The organism is Pseudoalteromonas shioyasakiensis (assembly GCF_001550135.1).
GTDB classification, from domain to species: Bacteria; Pseudomonadota; Gammaproteobacteria; order Enterobacterales; family Alteromonadaceae; genus Pseudoalteromonas; species Pseudoalteromonas shioyasakiensis.
The window spans coordinates 207025-226383 of record NZ_LRUE01000013.1; the positions used below are offsets into that span (position 1 = coordinate 207025).

12 protein-coding genes, 1 other RNA gene and 1 pseudogene are annotated in these 19359 nt (G+C 41.1%); 11 read left to right on the forward strand and 3 right to left on the reverse strand.

The window, feature by feature from the left end; all coding sequences use genetic code 11:
* Window positions 1-199: 199 nt before the first annotated feature.
* From PASHI_RS06265 to PASHI_RS06275, 3 genes are read left to right on the forward strand one after another with little or no spacing between them, the layout of a single operon-like run.
* A complete protein-coding gene (locus tag PASHI_RS06265; RefSeq protein ID WP_062564938.1) occupies window positions 200-1606 on the forward strand; it encodes an efflux transporter outer membrane subunit in 1407 nt (468 codons plus the stop codon).
* A gap of 2 nt (window positions 1607-1608) precedes the next feature.
* Window positions 1609-2847, forward strand: coding sequence for an efflux RND transporter periplasmic adaptor subunit (locus tag PASHI_RS06270; protein WP_062564939.1), 1239 nt, complete (start codon window positions 1609-1611; stop codon window positions 2845-2847).
* On the forward strand, window positions 2847-5927 hold the full coding sequence (locus PASHI_RS06275) for an efflux RND transporter permease subunit (protein ID WP_062564940.1): 3081 nt from the start codon (window positions 2847-2849) through the stop codon (window positions 5925-5927). Before PASHI_RS06270 ends, PASHI_RS06275 begins: the two co-directional genes overlap by 1 nt.
* Before the next feature lie 784 nt (window positions 5928-6711).
* Here PASHI_RS06275 and ssrS read toward each other — a convergent pair.
* Window positions 6712-6895: non-coding RNA, 6S RNA (gene ssrS / locus PASHI_RS06280), on the reverse strand.
* 194 nt (window positions 6896-7089) lie between these two features.
* Here ssrS and PASHI_RS06285 point away from each other — a divergent pair.
* From PASHI_RS06285 to nagP, 5 genes are all read left to right on the forward strand, one after another.
* A complete protein-coding gene (locus PASHI_RS06285) occupies window positions 7090-7653 on the forward strand; it encodes a UPF0149 family protein (RefSeq protein ID WP_054551315.1) in 564 nt (187 codons plus the stop codon).
* 20 nt (window positions 7654-7673) lie between these two features.
* Complete coding sequence (gene pepP / locus PASHI_RS06290; RefSeq protein WP_062564941.1) at window positions 7674-8999, forward strand: Xaa-Pro aminopeptidase; 1326 nt, start codon at window positions 7674-7676, stop codon at window positions 8997-8999.
* Window positions 9000-9007: 8 nt separating this feature from the next.
* Entirely contained in the window at window positions 9008-10189 is a 1182-nt protein-coding gene (ubiH, locus tag PASHI_RS06295) for a 2-octaprenyl-6-methoxyphenyl hydroxylase (RefSeq protein WP_062564942.1), read from the forward strand.
* Window positions 10186-11352: an FAD-dependent monooxygenase gene (locus PASHI_RS06300; RefSeq protein WP_062564943.1), complete on the forward strand. Its 1167-nt coding sequence runs from the start codon at window positions 10186-10188 to the stop codon at window positions 11350-11352. Before ubiH ends, PASHI_RS06300 begins: the two co-directional genes overlap by 4 nt.
* Before the next feature lie 208 nt (window positions 11353-11560).
* Entirely contained in the window at window positions 11561-12865 is a 1305-nt protein-coding gene (gene nagP, locus PASHI_RS06305) for an N-acetylglucosamine MFS transporter NagP (protein WP_055198117.1), read from the forward strand.
* A gap of 675 nt (window positions 12866-13540) precedes the next feature.
* On the opposite strand, the gene PASHI_RS22410 is transcribed toward nagP, so the two are convergent.
* Together PASHI_RS22410 and PASHI_RS21795 are read right to left on the reverse strand one after the other, a co-directional pair.
* On the reverse strand, window positions 13541-13864 hold the full coding sequence (locus PASHI_RS22410) for an ISAs1 family transposase (RefSeq protein WP_082710886.1): 324 nt from the start codon (window positions 13862-13864) through the stop codon (window positions 13541-13543).
* Window positions 13864-14746, reverse strand: a pseudogene (locus PASHI_RS21795) (ISAs1 family transposase). Before PASHI_RS21795 ends, PASHI_RS22410 begins: the two are co-directional and overlap by 1 nt.
* A gap of 943 nt (window positions 14747-15689) precedes the next feature.
* Here PASHI_RS21795 and PASHI_RS06315 point away from each other — a divergent pair.
* The 3 genes from PASHI_RS06315 to PASHI_RS06325 all read left to right on the forward strand — a co-directional run bounded on the left by PASHI_RS06315 (window position 15690) and on the right by PASHI_RS06325 (window position 19350).
* Window positions 15690-16415 (forward strand): hypothetical protein, encoded by a 726-nt coding sequence (locus tag PASHI_RS06315; protein WP_130166877.1) that lies wholly within the window; start codon window positions 15690-15692, stop codon window positions 16413-16415.
* A gap of 41 nt (window positions 16416-16456) precedes the next feature.
* On the forward strand, window positions 16457-17917 hold the full coding sequence (locus PASHI_RS06320) for a YcaO-like family protein (protein ID WP_062564946.1): 1461 nt from the start codon (window positions 16457-16459) through the stop codon (window positions 17915-17917).
* Between the two features lie 341 nt (window positions 17918-18258).
* Complete coding sequence (locus tag PASHI_RS06325) at window positions 18259-19350, forward strand: ThiF family adenylyltransferase (protein WP_062564947.1); 1092 nt, start codon at window positions 18259-18261, stop codon at window positions 19348-19350.
* Window positions 19351-19359: the final 9 nt, after the last annotated feature.

Here is a 19359-nt window from a genome sequence, read left to right on the forward strand (position 1 = left end):
GATAGCTGATAGCTGATAGCTGATAGCTGATAGCTGATAGCTGATAGCTGATAGCTGATAGTTTGCAACTTATCTCCATTTTCCTACCATTCATCGTCCCCAAATGTCAGGCTGTGTAATGTTATGTAAAGTCAGTTGAGCAAAACTTAACGTGGTGCTTGAATTACACTCATAAATAGATGTTTTTCAGGTTTTTAGAATGAATTGGCAATATAAGCCGAGTTTATTGGCTTTAAGTGTAATTTTGCTAAGTGCATGTGCGAGCCAGCCGACTCACAATGAACGAGTTGCTGAGCTTGAGACTGTACCAAGTGCATGGCAGCAACTTCCTTCTGGCGACAAGGTGCTTGCTGTTGAAGACAACTGGTTGCAGCAATTACACGACCCTCAAGTTTTTAATTTAGTGGAGCAAGCATTAGCCCATAACCAAGCAATTTTACAAGCAGGTTATGATGTGGCAATTAAAGAGCAACAGCTTATTGCTGCTGGGGCCGATTTATGGCCAAGCCTTGATTTATCAACACGAGCGAGCCGTAGCAAAGATAATCGCCCTGTTAGTTATAACAACGCTAGTTCTGCATCATTAGAATTAAGCTACGAAGTTGATTTATGGGGCAAATTGTCGGCCTCAGAACGACAAGCAAATCTTGAATACCTAGCTGAAAAAGCCACATTTGCGCAAAGTAAACAACAATTAGTTGCTGATGTAGTAGCGGGTTGGTTTGATGTTATTACGAACCACAAGTTACTTGAGCTATATAAGCAGCGTGAGCAAAACGCTGAGAAAAATTTAGATATTATTGAGTCAGGTTATCGCCAAGGTTTAAATGAAGCGCTTGATGTTTATCTTGCTCGTAATGAGCTAAATACTGAGCGCTCGAATATTGCTGCACAGCAAGCTACCTTAACTAAGTCAATTCGCGATTTAGAGCGTTTAACAGGCCAATATCCTGCTGGGGCATTATTGGTTAGTGCCGATTTGCCACTACTTGAGAACACAATTCCTTTGGGTTTACCTTCAGAGCTTATCACCCGCAAGCCAGCGTTAATGGCAAGCTGGTATCAGTTGTTAAGTACTGATGCGGGACTTGCTTACGCGCACAAACAACGTTTTCCGAGCTTAAATCTTTCAGCATCTATCAGTGATAGCACAGATAGAGTGAGTGATTTATTTTCGCCTTCAAGCTTAGCTTGGTCACTGATTGGTAGTATTTCAATGCCGCTTTTTGAAGGTGGTCGCTTAAAAGCCAATGAAGAGCAGGCAAGGCTTAGCGTTAAACGTCAGGAGCAAGCTTACCTTGCCACACTCTATGATGCATTTAATGAAGTTGAAACTGCAATAAGTCAAGAGCAAGCCTTGAAAGTGCGTTATGAGAAAACCTTAGAAGCACAAGAAAATGCAATTGCCGCAGAGCGTTTGTCTTTTGAGCAATATCAAAGTGGTTTAGTAACATACACGACAGTGCTTGATGCGCAAGATCGCTCTTTTAACGCGCAAAGCTCTGTTATCGAACTCAAAAACCAACTTATTAAAAATAGAATCAACTTACACATTGCCCTTGGCGGTGACTTTAGTGAAGCAAATAGTGAAGTAGCAGAGCAATAATCATGAATACTAAGACACGTAAAATATTAATTCCATTGGTAGTGATCGTTGTGACGGTACTGCTTGTCATGTTTATTAAAGGTAACCCGCCGCAAGCAAATCGTTTTTCTTCACCACCGAAAGCGAAAGTAAATGTGGCTGTTAAAACTCTAACACCAGAAACTTATCAAGTAATGATTGATAGTTTTGGCACCGTAAAGCCACGTACGCAAAGTATGCTAGTCGCGCAGGCTTCAGGGCAAATTATCGAAATTAGTGAGCAATTTCGTGAAGGTGGCTTTTTCGAAAAAGGCGATGTGTTGTTGCAACTAGATGATAGAGATCACCGCGCCGAAGTAAAATCAGCACAAGCGACGCTATTAACCGCTGAGCAAAGCTTACTTGAAGAGCAAGCTCGTGGTCGTCAAGCAATTACTGATTGGGAGCGCTTAGGCAAGGGTGAACAAGCAAGTAGCTTGGTACTTCGTAAACCACAATTAGCAGCAGCCGAAGCCAGTGTGTTGTCTGCGCAAGCGACACTTGAAAAAGCGAAGCTTGATTTAGAGCGTACAAAGATCACAGCTCCATACGCGGGGCGAGTTTTAAGTCGCAGCGTAGACTTAGGGCAAGTGGTGAGTAATAACATGGAACTTGCTAGCATTTATGCGATTGATCGCGTTGAAATTCGCTTACCAATCAAAAATAAAGATTTGCCGTTCATTAACTTACCAGAGCAGTTTCGTGATGGCGCTAAAAATAGCGCGGGTTCACTCGTTAAATTCAGCTCAGATCTCGTTGGCAAACAGTATTGGCAAGGTCAAGTTATACGCACCGAAGGGGCTATAGATGAAAGTGCGCAGCAGCTTTATGTGGTTGCGCAAATTAACGACCCTTATAAAGCCACGACTGTGAATCAGTATCCAATTAAAATTGGTCAGTACATCAAAGCACAAATTACTGGTAAGGCGATAGAGAATGCCATTGTGATCCCAAATAGCGCAATTTACCAAGGCACCTATGTTTACGTAGAAGAGCAGGGTGTACTGCGTCGTAAAAATATTGCACTTGCTTGGCAAAACGCTAACCAAGCCGTTGTCGCTGATGGTTTGTCTGCAGGCGATAACTTGGTGATTACACCGCTTGGTCAAGTGAGTTCTGGTACGCAAGTTACCGTTATGGGTAGCGAAGAGTATCAGGCAACCAGAGCAAAAGCTAAGCGTTCAAGCAATCAACAGCCGCTTAAAGAGCAAGGAGCGCAATAATGATTGCTTGGTTTACAAAGAATCATGTTGCAGCAAACTTATTGCTGATCAGCATATTATTAGCGGGTTTATTTAGCGTTTCGACGCAAATACCACTTGAAGTATTTCCATCGTTTGAGTCTGACCGAATTAGTGTCAGTGTATCATTGCGCGGCTCTACGCCTGAAGATGTTGAAAAAGGGGTATCAATTCGCATAGAAGAAGCGGTGCAAGATCTTGAGGGAGTTAAGCGTATCACTAGCCGCTCTTCTGAAGGCTCTTCTTCGGTAAGTATTGAAGTTGAGACTGGGTATGATCCAAGAGAGCTGTTAGCTGATATTAAAAGTCGGGTTGATGCAATTAACACCTTTCCGGTCGATGCTGAAAAACCGATTGTTTCGCTTGCTGAGTGGAAGCGCGAAGTAATCGCCGTGACTGTTTCAAGTATCTATGGTGAAAAAGAAACGCTTGAATACGCCGAGACTGTACGCGATGAGCTTCTACGTTTGCCAAGTGTAACTCAAGTTGAGTTAAGCGGAGTGCGTGATTACGAAATTGCCATTGAAGTAAGCCAAGACACTTTACGCCAATACGATTTACGCTTATCGGACATTTCTTCAGCAATTAGCAATTCAAGTACTGATGTTTCAGCTGGTAACTTAAAAACACAAGGGGGTGATGTCCTCATTCGTTCAAAAGGTCAAGCTTATCGCAAAGATGAATTTGCTAATATAGTGGTAAAAAACCAAGCTGATGGCACAATTATTCGTTTAGGTGACATTGCTCGTATTAGCGATGATTTTGAAGAAACCCCTGTTCGCACTCGTTTTAATGGTAAGCAAGCTGCATTTATTGATGTGTATCGTATTGGCCCGCAAAGTGCGATTGAAGTTGCTGATGCGGTAAAAAATTACATAACTGAGCATCAGAGCCAGCTTCCAGAAGGGTTTGAGTTAAGTTATTGGGATGATGACTCAGAAGTTGTAAAAAGCCGAATAGCAACGCTTACCAGTAACGCAATTCAGGGCGGAATTTTAGTCCTGGCACTACTCACCTTATTCTTGCGTCCAGCCATTGCATTTTGGGTATTTATTGGTATCCCAGTGTCGTTCATGGGGGCGTTTTTAATGATGCCAATATTTGGTATCACTCTTAATGTAATCAGCTTATTTGGTTTTATTTTGGTGTTAGGTATTGTTGTTGACGATGCCATAGTTACCGGAGAAAACGTCTATACCCATTTAAAAACTGCAGAAAGTGGTGAGCAAGCCGCTATTCGTGGAACGCAAGAGGTGGCAACTCCAGTCACCTTTGGTGTACTTACAACCGTTGCGGCATTTTTACCTCTCGCTTTTATTGAAGGTGCTCGAGGCGCCATTTTTGCACAAATTCCTGTCGTGGTTATTCCTGTTTTACTGTTCTCTTTGATTGAGTCTAAGTTTGTATTACCAGCACACTTAAAATACTTAAAGCTACGTCATGAAAAGGGCGAGCCATCGAGACTAGAGCGCCTTCAACAGCGTTTTGCCGATGGCTTTGAACACGCAATAATGAAGTATTACCAACCATTATTGAATCTAGCTTTAAAGAATAAAATGGCTACGGTTAGCTTATTTGTTGGGATTTTTGTAATTATTGTTACCTTGATCACAAGTGGTTGGACTAAATTTACCTTTTTCCCGCGTATTCCAAGTGAAACGGTACGTGCATCCGTAACTTTCCCTGCCGGAACACCGTTTGAAGTGACCAATAAATACGTCATTAAAATGTCAGACAAGGCAAAAGAATTACAAGATAAATACCGCGATGAAGAAGGTCAAAGTGTAATTCTAAATATTTTGGCAACCACAGGTGGCCGTGGTGGTTCGTCAAATACTGGTAGTGTTAGATTTGAGATTATGCCAGCAGAAAAGCGTGAATCAGATATAGGCTCACGAGAGCTTGCCAGCGAATGGCGTGATCTTATCGGTATTATACCAGGCGCAGAGAGTGTCACTTTCCGTGCTGAGTTTGGCCGAACATCTAGCCCGATTGATGTACAGCTAAGCGGTAGTTCAATCGACACCCTCGAAGCTGTTGCTGAAAAAGTTAAAGTGCGTTTATCGACCTATCCAACAGTGTACGAAATAGCCGATAGCATGTCAGATGGTAAAGAAGAGTTGCAAATTGAGCTGACAGAGCAGGGGTTAGCGCTTGGATTAAATCGTGTTGATGTATCGCAGCAAGTGCGTAACTCGTTCTTTGGTGCGCAGGTACAGCGCATTCAACGTGGGCGCGACGATGTGCGCGTAATGGTACGCTTACCGATTGAAGAGCGTCGCTCGGTTGCAGACTTAAAAGATATACTTATTAAAACACCAGCTGGTGGTACTGTGCCGCTTTCGCATGTGGCGACTTTAGTACCGGGGCAAAGCCCATCGTCTATTTATCGTATTGACCGCTATCGCACATTGAATGTCACAGCTGATGTTGAAAAATCAAATACCAATATGACGGTACTGCAAGCAGATTTAAAAACCTACTTAGATGAGCTCATGGTGCAATACCCAGGTGTTGATTACACACTCGAAGGTGAAGCCAAAGAGCAGCGAGAGTCATTTGGTTCACTGGCTTGGGGCCTGGTGTTTGTATTCTTTATTATTTATGCATTATTAGCGATACCGTTTAAATCATATTTGCAGCCATTAATTGTGATGAGTGTTATTCCGTTTGGCATGATAGGTGCGGTAATGGGTCACTGGGTAATGGGCATGGAGTTAACCATTATGAGCCTGCTTGGCATGTTAGCCTTGATAGGTGTGGTAGTGAATGACTCATTGGTACTGGTTGATTTTATTAATAAGAAGCGTGAAGAGGGCGGTGATTTACTGGAAACCGTTAAGCTTGCCGGTGCGGCACGTTTTCGCCCAGTAATGCTAACCAGTTTAACCACCTTTATTGGTTTAATGCCGCTGTTATTTGAAAAAGCAACGCAAGCACAATTCCTTATTCCAATGGCTGTAAGCCTTGGCTTTGGGATTATCTTCGCAACGCTTATCACCTTGCTATTAGTGCCAGTTAATTATCTATTAATGGAGCGCTTTCAAGGGTGGTTTAAGTAGGGGCGATAGGTTGAAAACATGTGTGTTGGGTAGAGTGAAATGAAACCCAACACACAGGAGCTATCAGCTTTCAGCCGTCAGCTATCAGAAAAATAAACAAGTTAGCGAGTTAGCAAGGGGAAAGGTGCGAGTTTCGAGGGACGAGATACGAGTTGTAGGAGGCGTTTTAACGTCGAAAAAATGGAGATATTAGATATCAGTCGTCAGAAGTCAGAAAAACATACAAGTTAGCGAGTTAGCGAGGGGAAAGAGTAAAGTTAGATTGTGCCCGCACATTGCTATGGCTAAACCCGATACCGTAGGCGTGAAATTTATTTCGCGCGATATTTCTTAAATAACGGGTTAGTCGAGGTCGAGCTTTAGCCCGTAGGTTGGGTAGAGCGAAGCGAAACCCAACACATAGGAAATATTAGATATTAGTCGTCAGAAGTCATATAAAAATAAGTTAGCGAGTTAGCGAGTTAGCGAGGGGAAAGAGTAAAGTTAACGAGTTTCGAGATGTAGGAGGCGTTTCAACGCCGAAAACTAAAATTACTTGTAAAAGTGAAATATAGGGAAAGTATTGATAACTTGAAACTTGAAACTTGAAACTTGAAACTTGAAACTAAATAGTACCGTAGGCTTGAAATTTATTTTGCGCGAATAAGAATAATAAGTTTTGTATAAGAGAAAAAATAAGGGAAGGTATTGATAGCTTGTAGCTTGTAGCTTGTAGCTTGTAGCTTGTAGCTTGTAGCTTGTAGCTTGTAGCTTGTAGCTTGTAGCTTGTAACTAAATAGAAATGGTGTTCCCCAAGTATGCGGTGCCCGGTGTCAGTCCTGAAACCTTGAGGTTTCAGGGCGGGGATCTGCGGTTTACCGTAGGCTTCTCGGTACATGCCGAGCTTGCACAATAGTAGACGAACAGAAACCCTAACATAAAATTTATCGGCTCAGGGACTTAACCAAGCTCCTGCACCCTAGGGAACACCTTCAGTATATAAGACAAGTTTCAATCCTTAAACCATAGAAGCAAAAAAAGCGGATCGTTCGGGTAGTTTTTCCCCACCTTTAACTGCTTATTTACTTTTCAGATTGCTTTTTGACCTCAATCATACAATTAATTGGAGTTGCGATTTATCGAGTGGTAGCATGGCGTTACTTAGCCGAACAAAGAAAAAGTTATGAGCACGTTACCTGATTACCAACAAGCCCAATTGTTATTAGAAAAGAATGAAATTTTTGTCGCACCAGCAGAAGCCCATGGTGTGATCAGTGGTTTATTAGCCTGTGGCATCAATATCGAAGCCGACGAATACTTAGGTTTATTAAGCGATGTATTCAATGATGGCTTAGCCTTCAATAAAGATTTAAAAGCATTTTTTGCTGATGTGTATTCTCAGGTTGTTGCCAGCTTTAGCGATGAAGAATTTCAATTTGACCTATTCTTACCAAGCGACGACGAAACACTGATCGATTTAGCCAATGGCTTAGTATCTTGGGTATCGGGTTTTATGCTTGGTTTTGGTTTAAAACAAAAAGATTACGGCAAGTTATCTGCTGATGTGAAAGAAGTGATCAGCGATTTTAGTGAAATTACCCGCCTAGACACCATGTTTGAAGAGACCGAAGAAGACAGCCAAGCACTGCACGAAGTGATTGAGTATGTACGTGTTTCTGCGCTGTTATGTTTTGCTGAGCTAGGTAAAGAACCAGCTGATAAAAACCCTAAGAAGACCCTTCACTAATCAAATTACAGAGGTTTAGCATGTCGTCTATTGCTATCGATAAAGCTGAATTTAAAGCCCGCCGCGAGCGCTTGCTTGCGATGATGGATAAAAATAGCGTGGCTATTATTCCTGCGGCAGGAGAAGTAACACGTAGCCGTGATACTGAATATGCATTTCGTCAAGACAGTGACTTTTTCTACCTAACAGGCTTTAACGAACCAGATGCAGTTTTAGTGCTTTGCCCGTCGAGCGATACACCAAGTACGCTTATTTGCCGTAACAAAGACAAACTAGCTGAAATTTGGCATGGCCGTAGAATTGGCTTCGAAAAAGCTAAATCTGAGTACTTATTCGACGCAACTTGCCCACTTAGTGAACTAGATGAACAATTATTAGATTTGGTGAACGGCCAGCAGATTTTATTTTATGCACAAGGCACTTACGCAAATTTCGATGCAAAGGTTTGGGACTTATTAAACACACTTCGCGGCGCACCTAAAAAAGGCTATAAAGCCCCACATACCATAAAAGATATTCGTGGTTTAGTGCATGAAATGCGTTTGTTTAAATCTCACGCAGAATTAAACATTATGCGCACAGCGTGCGAAATTAGTGCACAAGGCCATATTCGCGCTATGCAGTTTGCCAAACCAGGCGCAACTGAATACCAATTAGAAGCAGAGCTTCATCATCATTATGCAATGAATGGTGCTCGTCACCCTGCTTATGGCACGATTGTCGGCAGTGGCGACAACGCCAACATTTTGCACTACACACAAAATGATGCTGAGCTAAAAGATGGCGATTTAGTATTAATTGATTCTGGCTGTGAACTTGAAGGTTATGCGGCAGATATTACACGCACCTTCCCAATTAATGGCAAATTTAGCGAACCACAAGCGGCGCTTTACAACATTGTATTAGCAGCCCAAGAAGCAGCATTTAGCCAAGTTAAGCCGGGCGGTAGTTTATCTAAAGCAAATGAACTGGCTTCAACGGTATTAACGCAAGGGCTTATTGATTTAGGCATTTTAACCGGCGAGCTTGATGAGTTAATGGCAAACCAAGCATGCAAAGCGTTTTACATGCATGGCCTTGGCCATTGGTTAGGGTTAGACGTGCACGATGTTGGCGAATACAAGCTTGATGAAAAAGAGCGCTTATTTGAGTCGGGCATGGTGCTCACTATCGAGCCGGGTTTATATATTAGCGAAGATGCAAAAGCACCAGAGCAATATAAAGGCATCGGTATTCGTATTGAAGATAACTTACTTGTCACTGAAGATGGCCATGAAAATCTGACCATTTCGGTTCCAAAAACCATTAGTGACATTGAAGCAGTGATGCAAGCAAATAAAGGCTAGGAGCAAGCGTGGCAAAGCAGTTTGATGTTGTCATTATCGGCGGTGGAATGGCGGGAGCAAGTTGTGCTCTGGGTCTAAAACAGAGCAATAATCAGTTATCAATCGCTGTAATTGAAGCAAATGAAGTAAGCGCAGACTATCACCCAAGCTTTGATGATAGAAGCATTGCGCTGGCTCAGCAGTCTGTTCAGTACTTAAAATCAATCAATGCGTTTGATTGCCAAGCGCCATTTGCGGCAGCGATTGAAAAAGTAACTGTGTCTGACCGTGGTCATTTTGGTAAAACACATATTGATTGCCAAGAATATGGCCATGATGCCCTTGGTTATGTGGTCGTAGTGAACCCATTTGGGCGCAGCCTTCATCAGCAACTTACTCGTACTGATGTTAGTTTGTTTTGCCCTGATACGGTTGCCAAGCTTGAATACCAAAGCGATTTTGCCAACATCACGCTAAGCTCGGGTGAGCAGTTAAGCGCAAAGCTTGTGGTGATTGCCGATGGTGCTCATTCGCAAAGCCGTAAACTAGCTAATATAGAGTTTAATACTCGCGCTTATCAGCAAGCGGCGATTATTGCTAACATCGAAGTGGCTGGTGGTCATCATCATCATGCTTTTGAGCGTTTTACTGAGCACGGCCCAATGGCCCTATTGCCAATGAGTAATAATCGATACTCACTGGTGTGGTGCATGGAGCCTGAGCAAATTGAGCACACTATGGCGCTTGAAGACGATGCCTTTTTAGCTGAGTTGCAAAAAGCATTTGGTTACTGCGGCGGTTCATTTAGTAAAGTGGGTATGCGTGCAAGTTATCCGCTTGTGTATGGTAAAGCAGAATCACTGAGCAGCCACCGTACGGTATTAATTGGTAATGCAGGGCACGCTATTCACCCTATCGCAGGGCAGGGCTTTAATTTAGGCCTGCGTGATGTGCAACTACTGTGTGATATGGCAAATAGAGACGACCTTGGTGATTACACCTTTACCCGTTATTACAGCCAAACTCGCAGTAAAGATATTACTACCGTGATGACACTCACAGACAGCCTAGTGCGTTTGTTCTCTAACTCATCACGATTGCTTGCGCTTGGTCGCAGCATTGGTCTTTTCTCAATGGATTTATTCTCCTCGTTAAAAACCCCGCTGGCAAAACAGCTTATGGGTCAGGTTAAGCAAGGTAAACGGATATGAAACAAGCACAAGTTTGTATTGTCGGTGGTGGCTGTGTTGGCCTTACGCTAGCACTAGGTTTAGCAAAAGCAGATATCAGCGTTGTGGTGATTGATGCGAGTAAAAATCAAACCTTACCGGGTGATGATTACGCACTTCGCGTGAGCGCATTAAGCTTAGCTAGTCAGAGCTTATTTGAGTCTTTAAATGTATGGCCAGAGATCATTAAACAACGTGCTACACCGTATACCTCGATGGATGTACGTGATCAAGACAGCTTTGGCAAAATCCATTTTGATCATAACGATCTCGATTTGCCGCAGTTAGGTCATATCGTTGAAAACGACATTATTCGCTACGCTTTAATTAGCGAACTTGAAAAGCAAAGTAATGCCACTTTATTATTCGAAACCCGCTACCAGCAAATTCATCAAACTGATTCTGATGTGTTTATTACTCTTGAAAGCGGCGAGCCTGTAATTGCTAAGTTATTAGTGGCGGCTGATGGGGCTAACTCGGCTATTCGTAAGCAGTTCAACATGCCAATTACTTTTAAAGATTATGACCATCACGCCATTGTTGCCACAGTTAGAACCGCTGATGAGCATAACAACACGGCACGCCAAGTGTTTTTGCCCACTGGGCCGCTGGCGTTTTTACCCTTGCCAGATAAACATACGCACTCAATTGTTTGGTCAACAAGCCCAGAGCATTGTGAAACACTTCTAGCGCTTGATGATAGCAACTTTAATAAAGCGGTTATGGCAGCTCTCGATGGCCAATGTGGTTTATGTGAAGTGCAAAGTGAGCGCATGGCGTTTCCACTTAAGATGCGTTATGCCCAGCAGTGGGTGTCGGGTAAAGTGGTATTAATGGGCGATGCAGCGCATACCATTCATCCATTAGCTGGTTTAGGTATGAACCTTGGCCTAAAAGACGCCGCTTATTTAATTGAGCTATTAAGTAATGAGCAAGGCGAGTTTGCAAGTGCACGCACGCTGCGTGATTATGAACGTACTCGTAAGCTTGATGCACAAAAGCACATTGCTATGATGCAAGGCTTAAAAGAGCTATTTGCAGGCGCTAACCCACTGAAAAAACTTGTACGTGGCGTTGGTTTAAGCCTTGTAGACAACCTTGGCCCAATTAAACATTTGTTCGCAAAAGAAGCAATTGGTAAATAACACCTAACTAGTTGTTACTACTTAGTTTAAGCCGCAGTTAAGCAATTAGCTGCGGCTTTTTTGCACTTATATGAACGCAAAATGATAGCGCTGTCATTTTTGTTAGTGTATGATTAAATTTTTGTGATTGGTATGGAAATTAAACAACTCTGTTGAGTTGTATACTAGATTCCAACCAAATAAAAATAATTAAACTAAGAGAACAATTATGGAAGCAACGGTTGAGTGTGACAACAACACAAAACAAAGCATCTGGCTGCCAATGGTATTGGCCGGCTCAATGTTTTTTATCTTAGGGTGTATAACGTGGCTTAATGGTGCAATCACACCGTTTTTGCAGCAAATGCTTGAGCTTTCGCCGTTACAAGCTTCGTTTATCATCTCTTCTTTTTATATTGCGGTAACAGTTGCCGGTATCCCATCGGCTATGCTGATCAAGCGCGTTGGTTATAAGAATGGTATGGCGATTGGCTGTGCGATTATGGCTTTATCGGCGCTGATGTATATTCCGGCTGCGAAACTGCAAATGATCGAAATTTTCTTGTTCGCACAGTTAATGATAGGTGTTGGACAAACCGTGCTACAAACCGCTGTTAACCCATATGTGGTGAAAATGGGCTCTGAAAAATCAGCCGCTGTGCGCGTGTGTATCATGGGCTTATTAAACAAATTTGCGGGTGTTATCGTGCCTGTGATTTTTGCAGCTGTAGTAGTAAGCGGTGTGGTTGATGGCGCAGGTAAATTATCGCAAGAACAAAAAGATATTATGGCAAATAGCCTTATCATGCCTTATGTATTGATTGCTGCGTTAATCATGTTATTTGCTGCCTTTGCGAAATTTGCACCATTACCTGATTTAGTGTTTGATGAAGACGAAACATCAAACGGTAAAGGTGAAATTAAAGAAACCCTAGCACATCCTCACTTAGTTTTAGGTGTCGTGGGTATTGCTTTATACGTTGCTGTTGAAGTTATTGCAGCAGATACCATTGGCTCGTACGCTTTACAAATTGGCGTTGCCGACTACTCAGTTATGACCTCTTACACTATGGCGTGTATGTTGATTGGTTACGCGATTGGTATTTTGACTATTCCACGCTTTATGAGCCAACAAACGGCGTTATTAATGTCGGGTATTGCTGGTATTATCACCGTGTTGTTAGTGGTACTTGGTAGTAATGACTCGTTTATTATTTCAAACCTATTATTAGTGCCATTTGGTGGCCCACAATTACCAGACCCATTGTTATGCATTGCGTTATTAGGCTTTGCTAATGCCATGGTTTGGCCTGCAATTTGGCCACTGGCTTTAGCTGGCTTAGGTCGCTTAACAGGCACTGCATCAGGCTTATTGATCATGGGCATTGCTGGTGGTGCACTAGGCCCATTATTAATCGGTTTAGGAAACGTAGCAGGCCTAGGCGCACAAGGCGCTTACATTGTTATGATCCCAAGTTATGTATTCATTTTATTCTATGCCCTAAAAGGCCATAAGATGAGAAGCTGGAAGTAATCCAGTAGATTATTTTCAAGTTAGGCAAAGCCGCGGTACGCCCATCACCGCGGCTTTTTTGAGATTCTTTGATAACACACATCTCTATGTTTTTACGCAGGGTGAGAGTATTAAAAACACTTTTAAGTCAAAGTTTTACCAAGAAACCCCCTACTGCGCATCGCTTTCTTTTGCTTTTCAAGCATACTTTTTAATACTTGTCTTTGCTTTTAAATGATTGAAGTCGATATGCCTAAGTCCGGCGAATACCAATGCTACTCCCTCACGCCTAAAATGGCAATCATCTTCTCTAAACCCCATATCTAAGCGCCAACATAATCCATTTTCAATTTGCCTGTGTTGACAAGCTGACACCACTAGTTTTTCTGCTGTTAAATGTGCTGAACTTATGTAATAGCGATAGCATAACTCATTATTTATTTTTATCTTTTTCTTTCCTGTAAGAGACTATTACATCAATCGTTTTTGCGTCTCTCCAATGAACCGTTTCAAGTAATTTTTCTAAACCATGTTATTGCACAATTCCTGAATTCTTCTCTATTTCTTTGATAGTCGGCTTCATTAAACAGCACACGATCTCTTACTTGTTCGGTTAGCTTTGGTAATAGCTCACTTTCAATCTGCTTAAGTAACGCTTTCTGATTTGCCTTAACTACAAATAGATAATCAACTTCTTTACCATAGTGCATCTCGTCTATCTGCTTGAGTAAATGAGCCTTTTAATCGTTTCCTATCTAAGGCGATTACTTCGCCATAAGTAAGCTTACTACAAGCCTTCATGCAAGATGAAAATGAATCTTGAAATTGTGTTATGTCTATACAACTGATGACTCGCGCAATAGTATCGTGGCGAGGAATGTTATTTTTAAATGGGACAAACTTTCTAAGCCAATCAAGTCTATCGTGTCCAAAATCTTTTATATCTTGCCAACCTTGACATCCTGAAATAACAGTACTGACAGTTAAGAATATGATATCAAAGAGCTTGCTAACGACGATTAACCAAAGATAAGCTCAGTCCTGAATTCATCGTCAAAGCTGGTCCGAAAGCACTTACCACGAATCGAATCTTTACGGCCTCTGTGCTATTTTACCAGATTGCGAACAACCTGTTTGAATAGCGCGATATTTTCCGCCGAAATCGGTTCATCTATCTGGCAAGTGTCTTCCTTAAACACGACATCTAGCGCCCAATGCTGCTGGTTTTCTATGTGCCAGTGATGGCGGATCGCTTTTGTAACATATTTGCATCTGGTTCGACAGAAGTAATAACAGTAACAGTGTGTGTCTATTTTTGTTGTCGAGCCGGACTTGTTGTATCTTTCAACTGCGACCAGTGAAATCAGCCTTTCTTAAAATCAGTGTTGAGAGTGTCGCTTTCTGACAATGTAGCGTATCTAATGTGACGATAGAATCTGAAATATCGAGCACATCTAATAAGGCCCTAACTGCTGGGATCTCGTTGGACCTACTTTCTACCGTACGCTGATACAAAGTTAAACCATACGCACAATCATAAGCTGACATCAAATGTAAGTTTTCCTCACGCTTTCTACTGGCACTGCGTAGGGTTTTGCCATTAAACGCAATTATTGGCTTACCAGACTCAGACCGCTGCTCGTTGACCTAACTGAACAAGGCCAAAACCAACGGATCAGTCTCCACTGTTTTAAGAATACGTGCAATGCTATGTCGCGTTGGAATACTGTGTTTAAATGCTCTGACTGCCTGAGACCGGGGAGTTTACTTCAATATTTTTCCAGCCTTCATACCGGATAAAACCGCCGAGATGATAAGAAACAAAACATCAGTAAGATCATGATGTTGATAGATAAAAGAACGCATATCTTCAATAAGTTCAAGGTGGCTAAATAACGATATAATTAACAAGTAGATAGTGATTATGTAGGCGTTATTAGATCAGAAAAGAGCTGGGTGTTAAAGCCTTTTTACAAAGTGCGGTCTCACCGTGTGTTGACGAGGGTCATCAATTGATTAGAAGTATTTTAGAAATAAGGGATCAGACATAAGAGCGCTAACTTAAAAAAGAAGTATAAGATCATATTTTTAAGTCAAGGTAAAGTTCGTGATCTTGCTCTGTGTTTTTACGTTCCTTCATATTATTAGTTATGTGCTCTGCCAAATACTCTTCAATCAATAATTTTCTAAAAATAGAATTTATCTTCTTCGTTTGGATATAATTCGTGAGAGCATTGAAATAATTCCTTTTCATGAACCGTAAAATGATTTTATGGACTTAATGAGTTATATGCTAATTTTTTGTTTTTTAGATTTTAATTTTGTTTTTTTTGTAGGGTTGAATTTTTAATATGGATTATGAATTTATTATTTTTTAAATTCACTAAACATGAATGTGGGTTTTAAAGTTGCTTTTTAAGTGGTTATTTTTATTGTTTTTGTGGTTTCTGTTTAATGAGTTATTATTGTTTTTTTGTTTTTATTCAGCTTTTTTTCTATGTTTTTTATTTCTGTGTTTTATTTTTATAATTTATTGAAAATAAATAGTTATTTTGATTCAGTTACTTGTGGGTCTTGATGTTGAATTGAGTATCTGCTCGAGGTTGATATTAATTCTTTTTTTTCATTGTGTTGCTTTGGGTTGTTTTGTTTTTTCTATCTTTTTTACCTGTGTCTTTTTGAGGTGAAAATGTTTGACATTCTTGAATGTTGATATAATAGTTAAAGTGGGAGTGAAATTATATTGTTATAATTTTTTAAAATGGAGTTTATCATGAGGCTTTTTTTAGTTTTCTTTCTGTTTTTATTTCAGTGTCTTTTGAGTTTGTCTATAAGGGCCGGGGAGGTGGAAGAAGTATCTGATTTAAATGGTGTTTCAGATGGAATACAAAAACTATACTCTTTAAATGACGTTTTAAGTTTAAAAGAGTATGGGAAATTACTACATAATAAAAAGACTAATTCAGAAGGAGAGTTACTTTTTATTCAGTATTATATCGCTCTCATCAACTATAGGCTTGGGTTACTCGACTACGAAAATGGCGAAGCCTATTTTCAAAACTGTCTTGACATTAACGCTAATATACTCGCCAGGTCAGTAGAGTATACTGAAGCATATATTCTCAATGCAGCATGTTCTAATGCCATGATTCGTTACCAACCAGAACAAACTATGGCATTGTCACTTAAAAGTCGTGATGCCCTTGAAGCTGCGACGAAAATAGACAGTCAAAATCCTCGCTTGTTATTCATCAAAGGGACGAGTGCTGTGTATACCCCCCCACAATTTGGTGGAGGCGTAGAGAGAGCAAGTCAATTGTTTAGCAGCGCTATAGCGCATTTTAAAACTCAAAACTCAAATGGAGGTCACCCCTTACCTAAATGGGGTCTTGACGAAGCTTATCTTTGGTTAGGTATGCTCAAATCCGTATCTGGCGAGCAAGAAGAGGCAATATCTGCACTTACTCAATCGTTAGAGATTTCTGACAATGTTTGGATTAGGAACACATTGATACCAACTCTAGAGAAGGGGGAGTCAATCGGGCAGTACTTTGGCTTGAATAAATACTAAATAACAAACATCAAAAAGTAAATTCGCTTGGGACTATTACTATGTCAGCTAACATTGAATCGACTGCAATTAATCAACAGTACCTGTCTTTGCCTTACATTACAGGAATCAAGGAAAGTAAAGGGTATGAAGAAATAAACTCTTATTATTACCCAAGGGGACCAATCAAAAGGATACTTAGTTATTTTAGAGGCTCAGGGGGGCTTACTATGTACACTGGGAACTGTGAATTCTATGAGTTTGATCATATTGCTCGAGATATTCTTGGCAAGAATTCTTTCGAAAGTAGTATACAACGGACCATTTTTGGTGGCGGTAAAGGCTTTGACTTACCTGCCATGATGGCCTCTTCCTTGGGCGAAGTTATCGAGAGGGCAATGGGAAGCTTCATCTCATTTGCATACGATGACCGGCTGATACATGGTACCTACAGAACTATGCAGGAAAAAGGATTCAACTGCTTGCATCCCAGTGAATTACCCTTGTTTGCAGATGAACAATACGAAAGAGAAGGATTTGAATACGAGAGATTTACTGAAGATACCTTTGTGGGATGGATTCAAGGTGAACGATTATTGGATAGTTCTGAGAAAATTTGGGTGCCTGCTCAAATTGTTATGCCATTTAGCTTACTGCATCCAAAAGAAAATATGTTTTGCTATGCCACAAGTGGTGGATTAGCGACTCACATTACAAAAGAACTCGCCGTTTATCATGGTATTTCTGAAGTGTTAGAGCGCGATGCTGTGAATGTACACTGGAATACAGGACATGCACCGAAGATCATTGAATTGGACTGCTTGCCTGACGATTTTAAAGTGCAACGCATTTTAGAACACGCCAAAACCCTAGTTGACGATATTACTCTTTACTTACATATGACAGATGTAGAGGATTTTTATACTGTCACTGCTGTTGGTTTCGTTAAAGGCTTTAACAAATACAACTATATTTCCGGAGGCGGCGGTGGTCTAACAATTGAAGATGCCATCCTCTCAGCCTTAGGTGAATTTGCACAGGCAGAGGGAAGTAGCCGAATCATTCTAAACTGTCCTCAATGGGCATACTCAGAAAGAGTGAAAGAACTGTTTTTTGTTGAAGAGGATGTACCTGTAGAAAAGTTCGATATTTTCTACAAAGTAATTGGTCACTATGGTTACCCATCCCACGCCAAAAAGCTCCAATGGTATTTAGAAGGTTCTGGAAAAATAAAATTATCAGAGCTTATAAAAAAGCCTAAGAGTAATGAAAGTAAATACGAGCAAATGTTGGAAATTTCCAGAAAAAATGGTTTAAACCCAATATTTTTTAATTTTACGCTACCTAATTTAAAAACAGTCCATTTGACGAAAGTTTTCTGTACCAAACTTACACCTCCATACTTACATTCAATGCCTTCATATGGAGTTGATCGTTATTTCGAATTACCACAAGAATTAAATTGGAAAGACAGAAAGTTAACTTTTGAAGACTTGACTAAATCACCACAACCATATCCATAGAAACTGGGTTACATGTAATTTAAAACCGGGTTAGCGGTAATGGGTGCTTGTTGCATTGCAACTTGCAGCTTTAGTAGGAAAACACACGGAATAACCGTGGGGTTGGTTTTTAAATTTAAATATAAGGAAGACAAATGAAACTCTCAAAATCTTCAGTTTTTGATCACAGATACGAGTCAGGATTAGCGTTTGCTCCTGGCGGTTGTAACTGCTGGTGCTGTTGCTGTTGTTGCTGTAATGGCGGTGATCAAACCAAAGCTAAGTAAATTAATGCCGGCCCTTTAACTAGGGTTGGCATTTTAAAAGAATCTATGTTGCCCAAAAATATAAGGTAATTATAAATGGAACTTGGAAACGAAAAATATCAGGTTAATCCACATCTTCGAGTGATAAAAGTCACCGAAAATGAAATATTGGTTAAACACAGTGCTCGCTCTTTCTTTTCCAAAAATTGGACGGATAAAGGGCGTACTGGTTTATTAGGTCGTGTTATTAACCATATGAACAGTCAAACTAATCTTCAGGAACTCAGAGAAAAGGGAATCGTTAAACACGAAGAACAAGAAGATGCCCGCCAACTCATTGAGCAATTAATTGAAGAAAAAATTCTGGTTGAGGCTGACCACGATTTAGTGGACGTTTACTACCGGGTTATTCAAGACGCCGAAACGCCATTGGCGAATAAACGCATAGGGGTAATAGGCTGTGGTCAAGCGGGAAGTCGCATAGCCAAACAATTGGTGCAAAGCGGCATTCAGCACTTGATCTTGGCAGATGACGCCAAAATCAACAATACCAATACCGTTCATCGCTTCCTCGGTATTGAGCCCAGATATATTCAAGAGCAGGCTCCTATCGCTGACTGTTTAGCTGAATCTTTACAGCAGTACGACTTAAAGCGTATTTCCACCTTTACCGAGGACAGTTTTTCTAAAGAAAATATCGCCAGAGTATTTGAAGAGTGTGACTTTGTAGTGGCTGCACTGGATGAATATATGCAATCCATATTGCACACTATCAATGAACAAGCTCTTGAAGCGGAAAAGCCTTGGGCTATTAGTATATTTGATGGTTCTGAAGGCGTTGCAGGACCTATTTTTATTCCTGGGGAAACCGGTTGTTTTAACGAGTTCGACGTTCAGGGCATTGCCGCCGCCGGTACCTTAAAGCGCGATGTAATCACCTATTATGATGCAGTGAGTGCAATGGGGCAGCCAGATTTAGGAATAGCCCCCCCTCCCTATGTTGATGTGGTATCAGGACAGTTTACCGCAGGGCTGCTGACCTATCTTACAACTGGCAGAAGTTATTTGGTGAGTCGCGCCATACGGACTGACTTCGAGCGCATGTCGGTCGATTACGAAGATATTAAACGCATTCCACGCTGCCCGGCTTGTGCTCCATTCCGTCCATTTAGAAACGTGTTCTTGTAGGAGTCCGGT

What these genes read in the sequence shown, in the direction of transcription:
- nagP (WP_055198117.1), top strand. Translation starts at nt 11,561, where the DNA reads ATGGAAGCAACGGTTGAGTGTGACAACAACACAAAACAAAGCATCTGG.
- PASHI_RS06270 (WP_062564939.1), top strand. Translation starts at nt 1,609, where the DNA reads ATGAATACTAAGACACGTAAAATATTAATTCCATTGGTAGTGATCGTT.
- pepP (WP_062564941.1), top strand. Translation starts at nt 7,674, where the DNA reads ATGTCGTCTATTGCTATCGATAAAGCTGAATTTAAAGCCCGCCGCGAG.
- PASHI_RS06265 (WP_062564938.1), top strand. Translation starts at nt 200, where the DNA reads ATGAATTGGCAATATAAGCCGAGTTTATTGGCTTTAAGTGTAATTTTG.
- PASHI_RS06320 (WP_062564946.1), top strand. Translation starts at nt 16,457, where the DNA reads ATGTCAGCTAACATTGAATCGACTGCAATTAATCAACAGTACCTGTCT.
- PASHI_RS06300 (WP_062564943.1), top strand. Translation starts at nt 10,186, where the DNA reads ATGAAACAAGCACAAGTTTGTATTGTCGGTGGTGGCTGTGTTGGCCTT.
- PASHI_RS06325 (WP_062564947.1), top strand. Translation starts at nt 18,259, where the DNA reads ATGGAACTTGGAAACGAAAAATATCAGGTTAATCCACATCTTCGAGTG.
- PASHI_RS06275 (WP_062564940.1), top strand. Translation starts at nt 2,847, where the DNA reads ATGATTGCTTGGTTTACAAAGAATCATGTTGCAGCAAACTTATTGCTG.
- PASHI_RS06285 (WP_054551315.1), top strand. Translation starts at nt 7,090, where the DNA reads ATGAGCACGTTACCTGATTACCAACAAGCCCAATTGTTATTAGAAAAG.